The organism is uncultured Fibrobacter sp., from assembly GCF_947305105.1.
In the GTDB taxonomy this organism is placed as follows: Bacteria; Fibrobacterota; Fibrobacteria; order Fibrobacterales; family Fibrobacteraceae; genus Fibrobacter.
Window position 1 is genome coordinate 1 of the sequence record NZ_CAMZCS010000033.1, and the last position, 16,436, is coordinate 16,436.

Sequence of the window (16,436 nt, forward strand, 5' to 3'; positions counted from 1 at the left end):
CACCAACCACTAACCACTTTGTTATGACTTTACAACAACTTAAATACGCCATCGCCATTGCCGACACGCGCAATATCACCGAAGCATCTAAGCGCGTTTTCATCTCGCAACCGAGCCTCACCGCGGCCATCCACGAGCTCGAAGAAGAAATGGGCGTCACCATCTTCAACCGCTCCAATAAAGGCGTCACGATTACCAATGAAGGCGACGAATTCCTCTCTTACGCAAGGCAAGTCCTGGAGCAGGCGGCACTCATGGAAGACCGCTACAAGGGCGGCAAGGGAGGCAACACCATCTTCTCCGTGAGCTGCCAGCACTACTCTTTTGCCGTGAACGCATTCGTCGATGTCATCCGGAAATTCGGCGGCCCGAGCTACGATTTTACGCTCCGCGAGACCCAAACAAACGAAATTATCGACGATATTGCCAAGCTAAAAAGCGAAATTGGCGTGCTTTATTTGAGCGACAAGAACGAAAAAGTCATCAAAAAACTCATACAAAAGAACAATCTGGTCTTTGAGCCGCTCTTTGCAACCCCTTTGCATGTGTTTATGTCGTCTAAAAATCCGCTTGCGAAGAAAGAAAAAATCACGCTGGAAGATTTGAAACCGTACCCGTACCTGACTTACGAACAGGGCGATTTCAACTCGTTCTACTTTGCTGAAGAGCCGCTAACCGCCATTGATTTTGACTGCCCGCGCAACATCAAGGTTCGCGACCGCGCCACGCTTTTCAACCTGCTCATCGGCCTGGACGGCTACACCATCTGTTCGGGCGTTATCAGCCACAAACTCAATGGCCGAAACATTATTGCAAAACAACTTGATGTACGCGATAAAATGACGATTGGTTACGTAATACGAAAAGGCGTAACGCCATCGCGCTACGCCAAAGCTTATATCGCCGCCTTAATGCGGCATTGTAGATAGGTGATTATAGACTGCGCTCAAATTCCGCGAGGAACTTGCGGCCCTGTTCCCATTCGCCGAGGTTGGAATCCGAATTGATGTGGCCGAGGGTGCCCGCGTTGAACAGCTTGGCCCCCCAGGACTTCGCAAAGAATTCCGCACGCGCAAATGTCATGTACGGGTCGTTCTCGCTACCCACGATACACGAAGGTACCGGCAGTTTTCCCGTAGGCATGGGCGCAAAGTTGCTGATGGATTCCACCACATCGGTATCGGCGGGCGCCACCAGAAATACGCCCTTGATATTTGCCGGAAGTTCGCGCCGTTCCTGCGCACGCAATAACCAGAACACCGTTGTCACGCTGCCCAGGCTGTGCGAGACGAGGATGGTGTCGCCCTTCAACTGCTTGACGGTTTCGTCGAGAGTTGCAACCCATTCCTCTTTTTGAGGTTTGTCCCAGCAACGCTGGTAGACACGCGACGCGTTGGGCAAACTCTTCGCCCAAAAACTCTGCCAGTGGCTCGGGCCAGAATTGTTCAAACCAGGGACTATCAAATAGTTCATGTTGGACCCCCTTTTTCACGTGTGAAAAATAAAAAAAGGCGCTCCCGATAAAGGACTACGAATCTCTCGGGAACGCCAGCTTGTACGGAGAGTACAAACTTACTTGATGTCTTTTCTCCAGGTGGCGGGTTTGAATTCGCCAACAATGGGGAGAAGACGTTGGTCCACATCGATTTTCAGTACCGAGTTGAAGTTGTTCGTTGCGATCATCTGTGCTGCAAAGCCCACGATGGCAACAATCTCGGAATCGTTGTAGAACTTGCGCAGTTCCTCGAAGTAGGAGTCCGGAACGGCGGTGGGGTCCTTCACGATTTGCCTTGCAAGCTTCACGAGGATTTCCTCGTTCTTCTCGTATTCGAAACCATTCGGGTCGATACCGAGAGCCTTCAGGTCGCTGATGAAGAACAGCGAGCAGAGCTGGCAGCTGTTGGTCGTAGAAATGGCGTGGGCATAGACAGTGGCTGCGCGTTGCCCGATGATTTCCACAAGGCGTCCCCAGCTGGCGTACCAGCCCATGAAGGCGTCGAACGTCGCGTAGTCCTGCAACAGCGCACGCTTCATGTTAGTGATTTTGCCTGTAGAGATGAGCTTTTCATAGGCTTCCTTTGCCTTGCCTTGAGCTTCGTCAACCGATTCAATAAATTTTACTCTTGCCATATTATGTACTCTCCTTTGGTGCGTCAGCACCTTTTTGATGCGCAAAATATAGAAGCGGGTTTTGCTATTGTCCAATATTTTAATTTTATGCGGAGTTATTGATTTTTTTTATAAGCCCCGTTAATGCGAATTTCATCTTCGCAAAGATAATGCTCAGGCTCTCCTTGGCAATGCTCCATTATTTATATTTAAAGCAAGGAAGATTCCTTTAAAAGACAAAGAGCCCCTTGAGGAAATTTTGAAGCATCGTTGCAAAAAACACGCTCCCATGAACCGCTCGCAGATGATGCAGGCGGTTCATTCGGAAAATACGAAACCAGAAATCAAGGTTCGGCAGGCGCTCTTCCATGCAGGATTTCGTTACAAGCTACACCGTCACGACTTGCCAGGTTCACCCGATTTATTCATACTCAAACACGATGTCGTCATTTTTATCAACGGCTGTTTTTGGCATCAACATGGCTGTAAATTCACAACCCGTCCCAAAAGCCATTCTGATTTTTGGGATAATAAATTCACAAACAATGCCGCACGCGACATCAAGACAAACTGGAAGCTTTCCTTGTTAGGGTTTCGGGTCGCCACAATATGGGAATGCTCAATCAAGAACGACTTCGAGCGCACTTTAGAACGCCTCAAAGCATTCATTGTGAGCGAGGAAGAATCCATCGAGATTTGAGGAAGGGAACAATTTTACACCGCACTAAAGCGATGATTTTTAGCCTTTCACGTGAATTGCAGCAGAAAATTCCTTTAGCAACACCGGATCTTCGACTTTTTCCCAAAGCGTACCCGTCACGATGATGTTCGCACCTGCAGCCACACGAACGGCAGCCGTCTGCGGGTCTTTGATTCCACCACCAGTAATAATCGTCATCTCAGTCGCCTTGCGGGTATAGGCGATATGCTCTACAGGTACAGGTTCTTCGGCGCCGCTACCCGCTTCCAGGTAAACATAGCGCATGCCCATGAGTTCTGCGGCGATGGAGTTCACCATACTGAGCTTGGGCTTGTTCGCCGGTACAGGCATTGTACCGCTAATGTATTCCACTGTCGTACGTTTACCACTATTGATGAGTTGGTAGGCCGTCGGGATGGCTTCCATATTGAGCGCACGCACCAGAGCACCTCCGCGAACCTGCTCATCGATAAGGTAATTCGGGTTGCGACCGCTCACGAGAGTCATGAAGAGCATCGCATCGAAACCGGGAACCACCTGCGAGGCCCCGCCCGGGAAAAGTACCACAGGCAAGTCAACATGGGCCTTGAGAGCCGCAACCTGCTTAGGAAGCGTAAAATTCCCCAAATAAGAGCCACCCACCAGCAAGAGATCGGCACCGTTTTCGGCGGCCATCGCCCCCGCCTTCACGAAGGCGGCCTCGTCCGAAGTGTCCGGATCGAGCAGAACGGCAAATAGAGCCCCGCGTTTTTCGATGGCGGCATTCAGGCGAGTTTCGGTCTTTCCGATTTTCATAACAACCTCTTGCGACAAAGCTAGAATCTCCCCAAAAGATAACTTTATAAAAAAAGAATAATCGAAAAAAGCACGGAAATCGTGCGAATAATGAGCAAAATCACAAAAAAATGAATTGCAAGCCCCAAAAATGCAAAAAAAAGCGGAAATATAACGAACTGAGCAGAAAGGCGCTGCAGCGTATCACAGAAAAAGTGAGCCAGAGATTTCTTTTTGGGGAGGTGTATACAGAATATCCCTGGGCTGCAGCGCCAAACTCAACAACAGCCAACAACCATCTCCTTAACGGGTGGCACGCACAATATAAAAAGAAATATCTCAACAAGACATTTTTTAGAAAAATGTAAACAAAAAAAATCTTTTAACAAACAAATTCGCAACTTTGTCTGTTTTCTCGTCTATTTGTAAATATATTGGTTACCAAAACAGGCCTATTTTGGCCCAAACAGGCTATAACGGGGACGTTTAGCACATTATCAGCAAATTTATCAACAAACAACATCAACAATTAGTCAACACTCCTACTAAAATAATCACTTTGAGGCATCGTTCGAATGCTATTAAAATGTTACTTTGAATGGAACACATACCCCCCTTCAGACGGATGCTGGATATAAACGGGAGCATACTCCAAAAGAGGGGCCAAGTTTCAATGGCCTCATTCCTCTTTCCGGGTCCAAAATGGACACGAAAAATATGAAAAAAATTGTTTCATTGAGTCATTTTTTTGAAAAATGAGCCATTTGGGGATGATTGTTGTAAATCGTGCAACGAAAACTTTACGTTACAATTGGACACCTATACGCCAAATTATTAATTTTAGATAGATTGATGAGCATGATAGACGTACTGGACTACCTAGAATACCGCGAGTATCTGAAGGACTGGTTTGTCGAAAGCAAAAAAGACAATCCATTCACTTCGTACCGCTACTTGGGCCAGAAAACCGGAGTCGACCCGGCCTGGCTTGTTCGCGTATTCCAAAAAGAGGGGCACCTGAACGAAAGCACCCTCCCCGTATTCATACGACTCTGCGGCATGGACGACCGCCGCGCCGAATATTTCAAGACTCTTTACCGCTTTAACAAGACAAAAGCCAAGCAGACCCTCTCGGAGCTGTATTACAAGCTCATGGAGCTGCGCTCCCTGGAAACTAGGGTCCTTTCGCAGCCCGAATTGGCCTATTTTGGCAGCTGGGCCTGCGCCGCGCTCCGCGCCCTTATCGGAATTTCTAAAGACACAAGCAACCTGGACAAGCTCGCCAAGCAACTGAGCCCGACCATCAGCCAAGACGAGGCCCGCAATGCGCTGGGAATCCTCAAACAACTGGGGCTGGTCGTCCCGGACGACAACAATGGCTGGAACATCACCGACCAGATTTTGAGCACCGGTGGCGAGGTCAAGAGCCAGGCCGTCAGAAGTTTCCACAGGCGTACAATCGAACTCGCACAAGAATCGCTTGACCGCCACAAACCGGAGGAACGCGACATCTCTTCGACGGTATTCACCGCCGAAGAAGCCGACCTGCCCGAAATCCGACACCGCATAGAGGAATTCCGCAGGGCGCTCATGAAATTTGCCTGCCGCAGCGAACGGGCTGACCGCGTTTATGCACTCAATGTGGCCCTGTTCCCCCTGTCCGAAAAGGTGGACGACCCATTTGTATGCCCTGACAAAACACAAAACGGCGAAAACAAGGGAGGTAACCCATGAGACTCTCCCGGAAAATAATGTATTTTGGAACTATGCAGCAAACTTCCTCGGGCTTGAGGGGAATCGCCCTGAAATCGTTGACCGGACTCGCACTGGGTCTGGGCATTTGGGCGTGTTCCTCGACCGAAATGGCCGGAGGCGGCCCCAGCGGGACTGAAGCAGGAAACGCCATTACAGCCACCCTATATAACGAAGACGGCTCTTTGGCAAAATATGCAACAGCCATGCTCATCAAGAGGACAAGCCTGAGTGGAGAAGCCAACGCATACACAGTCCAAGCGGATTCCAACGGCCTCGTTGTCATCGACAGCGTAGACGTGGGCGACTATATCATGGAAGTCTCCCTGGAAGGTAACAACGCCCAGATCGATGTTACCGTAGCCAACGACAAGGACAACGTGCAGCTCGGCGAACAAAAGCTCCAGAAGCCCGTGTACATCAGCGGTTCGCTCGTGGACTACGGCTGCAAGGACTGCGACAACGCTTTCGGTACGCTCAAGTTCTTCGGACTCAACCATTCTACAATCGTGACCAACGGAATGTTCTCCATCGGAGGGCTCCCCGCCGGTAACCTGAACTTTGCGTTCATCCCGAACATGGGTGCAAAGCTCGATACCATCGTTCTGCCCACCATCAAGGCGAAAGCCGGTGACTCCATTGTCGTGGAACACGTGGCACCCCCGACGCCGCAACCCGAAGACACGACGAAAAAAGATACCGTATCCAAGCCCGAAAGCAAACTCGAGACGCTTCTGTTGGAAGACTTCACCGATGGCGATGAAATCAACAACATGGGCGCCCCCTATACAAGAGAGAGGGGAGCGGCAATTGGCACCTGGTTACTCATGACTGGTGATTTTGCAATGGGGAAAGGTCCTATCTCAGTGGAGCCCAAAGCCAGTAGCAGCACCCCGTTCACGGACGTCATTGAAACCGATGACGACGGAAACAAGCTGGTGCATTTCAAGGTGACATTCCCGGACTCGGATTATCGGGCCTACCACCCGGCATCGATGTACAATGAGACGTTCTTACAGTCAATGGATTCGCTTACCCGGGCCAAAGATTCAATCAACTGGATCTCGAAATGGTGGACGACATGCACCATGCAAATCGGCAAGAGCGGTTTAGGCTACAATTTCTCCTTGGTAGATTCCATTGCATTCGAAGCTTGGGGAACGGGTTCGTTCACGTTTGAATTCCTGAGTGGGAGTTCAAACATGGCCCCAATGTATTTATACATGTACACCGACCCACGTAATTCCATTATCGCAGCAAAGGATTTTGACCTGTCCCAAAAGAAGAACCGAATTGCCGTAGCAGTCGCCGATCTCATTCCAGACGAGGAACAGCGGAAAAACATCAGCACAATTGCATGGACATTCCATGAAAACGTGGAATTCTTCCTGGACAACGTGGAACTTATCGGGCACGACCTGGAAAGCATCTGGACAAAGGAATGAGCGGAGCCCGGTCCGTAACATCGAACCAGGAATCCGTCCACAGGGACCTCGCAAAAATTGTACGCAAATATGCAAGGACGCAGTACATGCGTCCTATTGCTTTACATACGCAAGAGGCTTTTGACGAGGCCAGGGAAAAGATTTGCACCTGGGCCGGGCAAAGCGACATCGCCTCCATCCCTGTCGTCCTCGATTCGGGATGCGGCACGGGCGAAAGCACAATACACCTCGCACGGAGATTCCCGGACTGCGCAGTTATCGGAATCGACAAATCCGAAGCGCGCATTGGCAAAGGTTCTGGGGCGCGGGACGCCGAGGCCGAAGGAATTCCTCACAATGCCTTCTGGATACGCGCCGAACTCCTGGACTTCTGGAGGCTAGTTCTCGACAACCACTGGGACGTTCGCTATCACGCGGTATTCTACCCGAACCCGTGGCCCAAGCAAGCCGAATGTACGCGCCGGTTCCACATGCACCCGATATTCCCGACCATGATGCAGCTCGCTCCCGTCACCGAACTCAGGACGAACTGGGAAATCTATGCGCAGGAATTCCGCGACGCCGTAGGCATCCTTGGCGAAGAAAGCGAGAACATTCCCGGACTCGCCAGCCTACGCGGCATCCGTGCGGAACTTTCGCCCCTCTCGACGGACAATCCTGAAACTGCATTTGAAAGAAAATACGCCGCAGCGGGGCAACCGCTGTGGCGAGTCATTGCTAGCCGATAGGCCAAATTACATTTCGGAATTCAGCCAGTTCAAGAAGGCCTTGGTCTGCTTCGTGAAGTTCACGAGCACCTGGGCGTCGCGGACAACGATGAATTCGGAGAGGCCGTAGGTGGGCACACTCTGGGACCAGTCGTAAGTGTAGCCCAGACGAGTCCAGAGGCGCTTGGAAGACTTCTTCTCGTACTTCGCGGCAGTCTCGTCGAACCAGTTCTGATACCATATCATGAAGGCTTCGTCCTTCTTGCCGAACGGCGATTCCGCAGCAGGTTCGGAGGCTTCGGTCGACGGCATATCGTCGCCTATCATAGCCGGTTCTGCCGCCGGGGTCTCATCGATAAAGCTAGCTCGCATGGTGTTTCCTGTCGGATCGATTTCGAAAGCCGGACGGACGACATCCTTCGGGTCCACCCATATGGTGCTGAAGTAGTTGAGCGTCGTATCGAGCGAGTAGCCCATCAACTGGTGCAGACGGCGATTCCAGTTGCGCACGGAATCCTTGTTCTGGTTGAACCACTTGCGGAATTCCTTGTCGGCCACAGTCCACAGGACCTCGTCCCCGAGCTTGATCGTACGGCCCTCTTCGAAGCGTTCCGGGTCGTTGTGCCACACGACAAGGAGAATTTTATTGCGGTCACCGTTCCATGTGACCATATCGGAAAGCGTGTCCAGCGAGATAAGCGGCTGGATTTGATCGCTGCCCGCAGTGGCGGCCTGCTGGATAGCGGCCTTGTACGTCTCGGCAAGGAGCGAATCCTTGTTGGCAAACGAGACCTCGCCGCCCTTGCTGTCGACAATGTTACAATACGGAATCGAGGCGGCGGGGACTGCGACATTCCACTTATCAAACTGTTCTTCGATCAGGAGGTCGTTATGCGTGAAAAGCTTTTCGCCCTCCACAAATGAAATCACAATCTTGCAGAAGCCCGTATCGGGGATGACCACGGTCGTCGGGACAGGCCCCTGAGAAGGATCGCTTTGGTCGAGCCTCAAGTCGAACTCGTCTTTCCAGCACTGGTAGTGATAAGAATACAACGTAGCCGGGCCCGGTTTCATCTCGCTGAAGAAGAGGTTGTCTTGGTCGTTACTCCAAGTGGGCTTGACCAGAATCGTAGAATCCCCGAGTTTCATTGTCTGCGGGAGCCCCTCGCTACAGAACGTAGCTGCCTGGCGGAACACGCCGATGACGCCTGTTTTTGTACGGAAAGTTTCGGAATTGGTGACCCTAGGCCCCTGAGTGCAGGACACCAAGGAAAAAATAGAAGCGCCGATGATGGCAAGGGGGATTATCTTTTTCATGCCCTAAATATATGTTTTTGTTTTTTTTAAAGCAACATTTTTTAAGCCGCAATGCAGCTTGCACAAAGATATGGGAATAACGTTTCCCTCAAAAAGGCGATTCAGGGCCTACAACGGCAATCTAACGAACTGTAATGAACCGGCTCGACACTCTTTTTCCGCCAGCCTCGACCATTACCAAGACATTGCCTCTCGCCCACGACGAAACATTCACCTGGACAGACTCCCCTTCAAACGGGATATCCTGGATACATACGCCCATGGCATCGACGATTTTCAGACGTTTGGACCCCGGCACAGGAGCCTGCACCGTCAGCATTCCTTCAAGGACTCGCATCTGTACAGGCGCAAACGGAGCAGAGGAACGCACCGCGCCAATAGCGGACGGCTTTGGCTTGGGGCACGCCTTGACTCCCTCTTCTTGAGTCAGCACGAAGCATACCAGAGAATCTCCGTAGACTTTCAGGTCGAAGATGCCCGGTATTTCGGTCTTGCCCTTTTCCCTTTTGTATGAGAAATCCGCATAGTAGGTGTTCTTGCTATCAAGCACCTGCATTACATCTATGTGAAGATTATTGGGGTCCGAATTTGGATAATTGCTATAGAAAGCGGTTTCATCGTAATCAACGTACCACACGAAGACACCATTCTTCCCTTGGATTCCACTGTATTCGGATTCCGAAATTTTCGAGTCGAAACCGACCGCCGGACGATATTCAATGACGTAATATTCATCCCCATGTTTCGGGTTCGTAATGGAATAGGCGTGCATTTCCGAAAGGGGTTCCAGCATGTGGGGACGAAGCAAACTGTCTGGGAACACCTCGTCCAACAACATCCAACCCATGGATTCTCGCTCAAACGCAGAGAATGTCGGAGGGAATCGCCCACCCCCATTGCGCGTTCCGAGAGCCATCAAATCAAAGGGGAGCGGGCCAACCGTCGCGTAACCTTCGGCATCGACACCGTACAGATCATAGAGCCCCAGCACGTGGCTGAATTCGTGAGCTATGGTCGCCAAGCGATTGAGCTTGCCCGTATCTTCGTCCTTCTGCGACACAAACGCGTAGTTATTAAAAGTATAGCCATCTTTCGTATACACACTCTTCATAAGGGCTCTCAAAGTATATTGGTGTGAATAATAGTCGGCGTTGTAAGCCGAAGCTTCTTCGTTTGAAAGCGGGTGCATCAGAATAAACGGGCATTCTTCTTCATACTTCTCGGCACGTTTTTTGAAATCTTCACGTTCTACCAGTTTGTCAATAGCAGAGGTAATCAACGTACGTTCATTACGGTATTCACCGAAAATCATCGGAAGAGAAATCGGATAGACATCGAATGTGGGCTTGAACTTTCCTCCAGAACTTTCAATGAAATAGTCCCGCATGCTCCCGACATGGCCGTCTTCGCTGTACCCTTTCTTGTTGAGTTTTTTATAAACCTTCGCCGAATCGAAAGCCTCGGCATCGTCCGTGCTGAGAAGCATCACGGGGAAATAGCGGTCGCCCGTCACGAACGAACTCACACGCTTGTTGGCTCGCAACAAAGCCGCAGGCTTGATTACTGATGGGGCAAGGGTCTCTGGAAATCGGACCCCATTCAAAGCCTTGTGCTTTGAATGGACCTCGCTTTGATTCAAAGATTCTAGGAATTTCAATTCGTCGGGAGTCCTTTCCGCCGCGTCCTTGGCAATAAAGCCGGAGGGATTTCCTTTGGCATCTGCATACACGTAATTGCCATTTCCATCACCCACAACAAGGATTCCATCTATCGTCTTAGTAAAATGGTAGTGTTCATCCCCGAACTGGCGAATCGTCACAGTAGAGCCGTCCTTCTGTGTAAAGACGACGGGTGTGGGATTCGCCGGAGCCGCCATCATCGACACGGGAAACAAAACAACAAGCGAACAAAAAAGAGAAATAAATCTAATCAACTTCATAATCAGTTCCTCATGCGTCCAAAAATACATTTATTCTAAAGACTTATTCATCACAACTTCAAAAAGGAGCTTCTCGGCAGGAACCCCGAGCTTTGTGTTCGCGCCATCAAGAGCATCGACCCGCAGTTTCGTCTCTTTGCCCTAAATATAACGAGTTTCCCCCTCTTTCTCTAACCACCAGCCTCTTACCATCAATCACTATTTTCTACATTTTTCTCCGTAAAAAACACGAGGTCAACTATGACGTTTGAAGAAATGTACGCCCTGGCTTGCCAGCGCAAGAAAGAAATGCCCGAAGGCAAGGGAACCACAGAACTGTTCAAGAAAGGCCCGCACGCCATTGGCAAGAAGCTTGTAGAAGAAGCCGCCGAAAGCTGGCAGGCTGCACGCTTCGAAAGCCGCGATGCCCAGTGCCTCGAACTTTCGCAGGTGCTCTACTATGTGGCCGTGATGATGGCCGAAAAAGGTCTCACTCTCGAAGAGGTGTACGCAAAACTATGATCAAGGTAGCTCTCCCGAACAAGGGCATGCTTTTCGAGCCCACGCAGGAACTCCTGAAGGCCTGCGGTTACAAGGCTTCCAAGCCTTACAAGACTTTGACCCAGCTCGACACGAAGAACGGAATCGAATTCTTCTTCTTGCGCCCGAGCGATATCCCCATGTACGTGGGCCGCGGCATCATTGACGCAGGCATTACCGGCATTGACTTCAACGCCGAGGCGAAGAGCCCCGCGGTGAAGGTGCTGGACCTCCCCTTTGGCGCTTCCAAGATGTGCGCCGCCGTCCCGAACGACAGCCCGGTGCAGTCGCTCGACGAGCTCAAGGACAAGACGATTGCCACGAGCTTCCCGCATATCGTGGAAGGTTTCTACAAGAAGTCGATGGACTTCGTTGTGCTCGAAGGCGCCGTCGAAATCTCGGTGAGCCTCGGCGTGGCCGACGCCATCGTTGACGTGGTGGAAACCGGCACGACGCTCAAGCAGGCCGGGCTCCGCATTGTGGGCGACCCGCTGTTCAGGAGCAACGCCGCGCTGTTCTGCAACCCGCAGAAGACCGAACTCGAAGAAGTCAATACGCTCATCCGCCGCATCCAGGGCAAGCTGGTCGCGCAGTCCTACATGATGATCGAGTACGACTGCCCCGCCGAACTGTTGCAGAAGGCATGCGAAATGACTCCGGGCCTCGACGCCCCGACGGTCACCAAGCTGCACGGCCGCGAATGGTACTCCGTGAAGGCCATGGTCCCGCAAGAAGAAGCGAACGCCATCATGGACCGCCTTTGGGACGTAGGAGCAAGGAGCATCCTGCTGTTCGGAATCAAGAGCGCCCGTATTTAGCAATGAGGTCGCGCAAAGCGCTTTGAGCAATGGGGTCGGCACTACGTGCCTTTGAGCTAAAGTCAGGTGCCTTCGGCACAGTTATAATAGCTCATGCCCCATACGTCAAAGAAAGCTTGCGAACGGCCTCAGATCTCACACCTCAAAGGACCGAAGGTCCGACCTCATACCTCGAGCCTAAATGCATTCTCTCGCTTATTTAGCACGCCAGCCTATCCTTGACCGCGAAGGCAAGATTTACGCCTACGAACTTTTATTCCGCGATTCGCCCGAAAGCGACATTGCCGTGATTTCAAGCGATGTTCAGGCGACGGCCCAAGTGCTGGAAAATGTCCTCAACAACATCGGGTTCCAGCGCCTCATCGGTGACCACAAGGCGTTCATCAACTGCAGCCGCCAGATGCTGCTCGACAATATTTTCGGATTATTGAACCCTGCGAACTTTGTGCTGGAAATCCTGGAAGACGTGGAAGTGGACAGCACGCTCATCCGCGCCGTAGAACGCTACAAGGCCCGTGGTTTCGAAATCGCGTTGGACGACTTCATCTACAACGACGATTACATCCGCCGGTTCGAGCCGCTGTTCAAGTACGTATCTTACGTGAAAATGGACATCGCGGACAACGACAAGGAATCGTTGGAAAAGGCTGTCCAGTTTTTCAGCCCCATGCACATCAAGATTCTCGCCGAAAAGGTCGAAGACGAATCGACATTCAAGAAGTGCCTCGACGACGGCTACGACTACTTCCAGGGATTCTTCTTTGCCAAGCCCGAACTGGTGACCGGCCAGAAGATTGACGCGACCTCTGTCGCCATCCTGCGCATTTTGCTGTTGCTCCAGTCGCGCCCGAGCTTGGAAGAACTTTGCGAAAAACTCGACGAGACACCGGACATCGCAGCGAACCTGCTCAAGTTCGTGAACTCGGGCAACAACGGCGATGGCAACGGAATCAAGACCGTGAAAGATGCCATCGTGTGGGTCGGCATGAGCCACATCCACAAATGGCTGATGCTCATGCTTTATGCGCGCCCGGAACTCGGCATCTCGCCACAGAGCTCGCCGCTATTCCAGAGTGCGGCTCACCGTGCCAAGTTCCTCGAAATCGTCGCGAAGGCTATCGAACCGACAAACCCGCTGTTCGCTGCAAAGGCATTCATGGTTGGGCTCATCAGCCGTATGGACGCACTGGTGCGCGCACCCCTCGAGACTATCCTCCCCGAATCCCCCGCCGACGACGAAATGAGCGAATCCCTGCTCAACAGAAAGGGGAAACTCGGCACACTACTCCGGCTTGCGGATGCCGTCGAACTCGACGACCGCAAAGCCATTCTCATGACAATCGAAGAATTAAAGATTTCCACCAAGCAGCTAAACCGCTGCATCAACGAGGCATACAGTTGGGCTAATGAATGTTGAACCGCAAAGTCTAGAAGCGCTCATCTCCGAATTCGCTTCGCTACCCGGCATCGGACTCAAGACGGCACGCCGCCTTGCGTACCACATGCTTTCGCGTAACAAAGACGACATCCGGCGGTTCGCCGACAACATGATAGCGGCTTCGACTTCGGTCCACCCATGCCCCAACTGCCATGGTTTTACCGACCAGGAACTTTGCCCCATCTGTAGCTCCAGGACAGGTTCCAAGACTCTCTGCGTCGTGGAGAAAAGCGCAGACATTCTCCCGTTTGAACGGTCCGGCATATACAAAGGACTTTACTTTGTCCTTGGCGGCACCATCTCGCCGCTGGACGGAATCGGCCCAGAACACCTGCACCTGCCGCAACTCGTGGAACGCATCCGCGAAGAGGGCATCGAGGAACTGATTTTTGCGCTGGGATCGAGCCCCGAAGCAGACAGCACCGTGCTGATGATCGACAGGATGCTCGCCGATTCCCCCGTCAAGAGGACACGCCTCGCCCGCGGCATCCCGATGGGCAGCGACCTTGAATTTATCGACGAAGTCACTATGCTCAGAGCATTTGAAAGCCGAGGCGCTATATGATTACCGACGAAAAGAAGTCCCATCGCGCCCCCGTCATCGTGGGCGGCTACGAAATCCGCTCCGCCGAATTTGTCAAGGCGGCAGTGAACCTGAAAGGCCTCCCGGAGGAGCGCCTCCCCCAAATTGCCTTTCTCGGGCGCTCCAATGTGGGCAAGTCATCCCTCCTGAATGCCCTCATGGGGGCCAAAAAGTTGGTAAAAGTCAGCGCGGAGCCCGGAAAAACCCGCGAATTGAATTTTTTTAAAGTCAACAACGAATTTTTTCTTGTAGATTTACCAGGTGTAGGCTTTGCCAAGGTGAGCATCAGCAAACGCGACCAGATGGCAGACTTCATCCGCGAATACGTCGAAAAGTGCAAAGACCTTCGCGGGCTTGTCTACCTGGTAGACATCCGCCACGGAGGTACCGCCATCGACATAGAGACGGTGGAAAGCATCCGTGCAACGGGGTGTCCCGTGCTGGTTGTCGCAAGCAAGCGCGACAAGGTGAACCAGTCGGAATACGCCAAAAGCGTGAAGCTCATCAAGCAACGCCTCGGTTTGGAAACCAATCCGGTTTGTGTCAGTTCGCTGAAGAAAACCGGGCTGGACGAACTTTGGGACGAAATCTTGGAAGCTATCAGGCAGGATGCAAGAAGTTAGGAATTGGCAAAAGTTGACTATCTTGGGGAAAGCCTTCCACAGGCTGGGGCTTTTCCTGATGAAGCGCACGGTGGGCCAGGAGGTCGCGCTGTTCTTCCGCGCATACGCATCCCTTTTCAACCGCAGCCGCAGTTTCAAAGCCGATACCAAGAACATCATCGCCCAGGCTTTTTTCACAGGCGTCGAGATATTCCCCATCCTCTTTATCGTGGCAACGTTGTTCGGTGCCGTAGTCATTATAGAAGTGCTCACCATGATGGGCAAGATGGGCTTTGACGACGTTATGGGAAGCCTCATGGTGGTCGTGGTCATCCGTGAACTGGGCCCCATCCTCACCGCATTCCTCATCGCCGGACGTAGCGGTTCTTCGCTCACGACATACATCGGCAGCATGGTCATCAATTCCGAAGTGGACGCGCTTGCAACCATGGGCGTAAGCCCCATCCGCTACCTCGTCATGCCAGGCCTCATCGGCGGGACCATCTCGACATTCGTCATGACGATCCTCTTCAGCGCGATAGCCATCGGGTGCGGCTTCCTCGCCACTCAGGGGCTCTCGTTCCTTATCAGCGATGTCATCCACGCCAAGCTCACCTGGAGCTACCTTTCCTCGGAAATTCTCGATGCGATGTCGCTCACGGACTTCGTACTTATCATCGTGAAACCGCTCGTATTCGGGTCCATCATCACGACGAACGCCTGCTACCAGGCATTGAACATCCCGCACGATATCCGCCAAGTCCCCAAGGCCACCTCCCGCTCCGTTATCAAGTCCTTCTTGTACATTGTCGTTGCAGACGTGTTTATGTCTATATTCTATTTCCTCGACTACATGAACGAACTCTCGAAAATCATCTAGAGGAAACCATGCCGAACACGAACGCCCTACGAATAGAAGATTTGCACCTGAGTTACAAGGACCTTATCGGCGAACGCTTTTCTAAGCCCAAGACGCTGAGCTTTTTCGAGAAGCAGATGCACACGCCCGAAAAGGAATTGCTTTCTGGTGCCAACATGACTTTGAAAAACGGCGAGACGCTCTGCATCGGCGGACCTTCGGGAACAGGAAAAACAGCCCTGCTGCGAGTTATTGCCGGGTTGAACCGCCCGCTGGCGGGAAAGTTTTATTACTTCGGGGAATACATCCCCCCCGAAAGGCATACCGCTTTGGAAATCGCCCGCCGCCAAGTCGGACTTGTGTTCCAGAACGGTGCATTGATTTCGAATCTGCGCATTAAGGACAACATTGCGCTCCCGCTGCACTACCACAAAAAAGGCACGCCAAAAGAAATCGAAGAAAAAGTCAACATGGCCATGGACTTGATGCGCGTTCGCAGCCAGGCAGACATGTTTCCGCACCAGTTGAGCGTGGGCATGCAGAAGCGCGTGGCTATTGCCCGTTCCTGGGCGATGGACCCTAGACTGCTTTTGATGGACGAACCCACCGCAGGCCTTGACAACTACAACCGCCGCAACCTGTTGCCGCTGATCGACAACATGCGCATCTTGTTCCGTACATCCATCATCATCATCACACACGATTTGCTGATGGCCAAGGAACTCGGCTGCAACATCTGCTTTGTCTACAAGAAACAGATTACGGAGCCCAGACCGTTCGATTACTGGCTCAACTCGGACACAGATATTTCCAGGGTGCTCTTCCGAGACCTTCACCGCAACGCATAAATATTTCAACGATACCCCATGACCGA

Annotated in this window: 17 protein-coding genes; 12 read left to right on the forward strand and 5 right to left on the reverse strand. The window is 51.9% G+C overall.

Annotated features, from left to right (window positions below; translation table 11 throughout):
- Window positions 1–23 precede the first annotated feature (23 nt).
- The gene (locus Q0Y46_RS12245; protein WP_295678675.1) at window positions 24–929 is read left to right on the forward strand and encodes a LysR family transcriptional regulator; all 906 of its coding nucleotides are present in this window, start codon (window positions 24–26) and stop codon (window positions 927–929) included.
- 4 nt (window positions 930–933) lie between these two features.
- Here Q0Y46_RS12245 and Q0Y46_RS12250 read toward each other — a convergent pair whose 3' ends face one another.
- Complete coding sequence (locus Q0Y46_RS12250) at window positions 934–1,473, reverse strand: alpha/beta hydrolase (RefSeq protein WP_297947710.1); 540 nt, start codon at window positions 1,471–1,473, stop codon at window positions 934–936.
- Between the two features lie 99 nt (window positions 1,474–1,572).
- Window positions 1,573–2,130 carry a hypothetical protein gene (locus tag Q0Y46_RS12255; RefSeq protein WP_297947713.1) on the reverse strand — a complete coding sequence of 186 codons (558 nt, stop codon included), beginning with the start codon at window positions 2,128–2,130 and terminating at the stop codon, window positions 1,573–1,575.
- A gap of 238 nt (window positions 2,131–2,368) precedes the next feature.
- On the opposite strand from Q0Y46_RS12255, the gene Q0Y46_RS12260 reads away from it, so the two are divergent.
- Window positions 2,369–2,809, forward strand: a complete 441-nt coding sequence (locus Q0Y46_RS12260; RefSeq protein ID WP_295678666.1) for a very short patch repair endonuclease — start codon at window positions 2,369–2,371, stop codon at window positions 2,807–2,809.
- 39 nt (window positions 2,810–2,848) lie between these two features.
- Here the strand turns inward: Q0Y46_RS12260 and Q0Y46_RS12265 are convergent, their stop codons facing one another.
- Window positions 2,849–3,604 carry a geranylgeranylglyceryl/heptaprenylglyceryl phosphate synthase gene (locus Q0Y46_RS12265; protein ID WP_295678663.1) on the reverse strand — a complete coding sequence of 252 codons (756 nt, stop codon included), beginning with the start codon at window positions 3,602–3,604 and terminating at the stop codon, window positions 2,849–2,851.
- Window positions 3,605–4,441: 837 nt separating this feature from the next.
- Here Q0Y46_RS12265 and Q0Y46_RS12270 point away from each other — a divergent pair.
- Genes Q0Y46_RS12270 through Q0Y46_RS12280 form a run of 3 tightly spaced genes read left to right on the forward strand, consistent with a single transcriptional unit; the run spans window position 4,442 to window position 7,508 of the window.
- Window positions 4,442–5,317, forward strand: coding sequence for a TIGR02147 family protein (locus tag Q0Y46_RS12270; protein ID WP_295678659.1), 876 nt, complete (start codon window positions 4,442–4,444; stop codon window positions 5,315–5,317).
- Between the two features lie 32 nt (window positions 5,318–5,349).
- Window positions 5,350–6,780, forward strand: coding sequence for a hypothetical protein (locus Q0Y46_RS12275; protein ID WP_295678629.1), 1,431 nt, complete (start codon window positions 5,350–5,352; stop codon window positions 6,778–6,780).
- The gene (locus Q0Y46_RS12280) at window positions 6,777–7,508 is read left to right on the forward strand and encodes a methyltransferase domain-containing protein (RefSeq protein ID WP_297947716.1); all 732 of its coding nucleotides are present in this window, start codon (window positions 6,777–6,779) and stop codon (window positions 7,506–7,508) included. Before Q0Y46_RS12275 ends, Q0Y46_RS12280 begins: the two co-directional genes overlap by 4 nt.
- A gap of 6 nt (window positions 7,509–7,514) precedes the next feature.
- On the opposite strand, the gene Q0Y46_RS12285 is transcribed toward Q0Y46_RS12280, so the two are convergent.
- Window positions 7,515–8,804 carry a hypothetical protein gene (locus tag Q0Y46_RS12285; RefSeq protein ID WP_297947718.1) on the reverse strand — a complete coding sequence of 430 codons (1,290 nt, stop codon included), beginning with the start codon at window positions 8,802–8,804 and terminating at the stop codon, window positions 7,515–7,517.
- A 121-nt stretch (window positions 8,805–8,925) separates the two neighbouring features.
- Window positions 8,926–10,743, reverse strand: coding sequence for a hypothetical protein (locus tag Q0Y46_RS12290; RefSeq protein WP_297947720.1), 1,818 nt, complete (start codon window positions 10,741–10,743; stop codon window positions 8,926–8,928).
- A gap of 240 nt (window positions 10,744–10,983) precedes the next feature.
- Between Q0Y46_RS12290 and hisE the strand changes: the two genes are divergently transcribed.
- The 7 genes from hisE (at window position 10,984) to Q0Y46_RS12325 (ending at window position 16,410) form a co-directional block, all read left to right on the forward strand.
- Window positions 10,984–11,244 (forward strand): phosphoribosyl-ATP diphosphatase, encoded by a 261-nt coding sequence (gene hisE, locus Q0Y46_RS12295; protein ID WP_072812962.1) that lies wholly within the window; start codon window positions 10,984–10,986, stop codon window positions 11,242–11,244.
- Window positions 11,241–12,080 carry an ATP phosphoribosyltransferase gene (gene hisG / locus Q0Y46_RS12300; protein WP_295678615.1) on the forward strand — a complete coding sequence of 280 codons (840 nt, stop codon included), beginning with the start codon at window positions 11,241–11,243 and terminating at the stop codon, window positions 12,078–12,080. Before hisE ends, hisG begins: the two co-directional genes overlap by 4 nt.
- 181 nt (window positions 12,081–12,261) lie before the next feature.
- Window positions 12,262–13,497, forward strand: coding sequence for an EAL domain-containing protein (locus Q0Y46_RS12305; protein WP_297947723.1), 1,236 nt, complete (start codon window positions 12,262–12,264; stop codon window positions 13,495–13,497).
- Entirely contained in the window at window positions 13,487–14,083 is a 597-nt protein-coding gene (recR, locus tag Q0Y46_RS12310) for a recombination mediator RecR (protein ID WP_295678610.1), read from the forward strand. Before Q0Y46_RS12305 ends, recR begins: the two co-directional genes overlap by 11 nt.
- A complete protein-coding gene (gene yihA, locus Q0Y46_RS12315; RefSeq protein WP_295678607.1) occupies window positions 14,080–14,724 on the forward strand; it encodes a ribosome biogenesis GTP-binding protein YihA/YsxC in 645 nt (214 codons plus the stop codon). The genes recR and yihA overlap by 4 nt, the downstream gene beginning before the upstream one ends.
- A 58-nt stretch (window positions 14,725–14,782) precedes the next feature.
- A complete protein-coding gene (locus Q0Y46_RS12320) occupies window positions 14,783–15,583 on the forward strand; it encodes an ABC transporter permease (protein WP_297947726.1) in 801 nt (266 codons plus the stop codon).
- 8 nt (window positions 15,584–15,591) lie between these two features.
- Window positions 15,592–16,410 (forward strand): ATP-binding cassette domain-containing protein, encoded by an 819-nt coding sequence (locus Q0Y46_RS12325; protein ID WP_297947727.1) that lies wholly within the window; start codon window positions 15,592–15,594, stop codon window positions 16,408–16,410.
- Window positions 16,411–16,436: the final 26 nt, after the last annotated feature.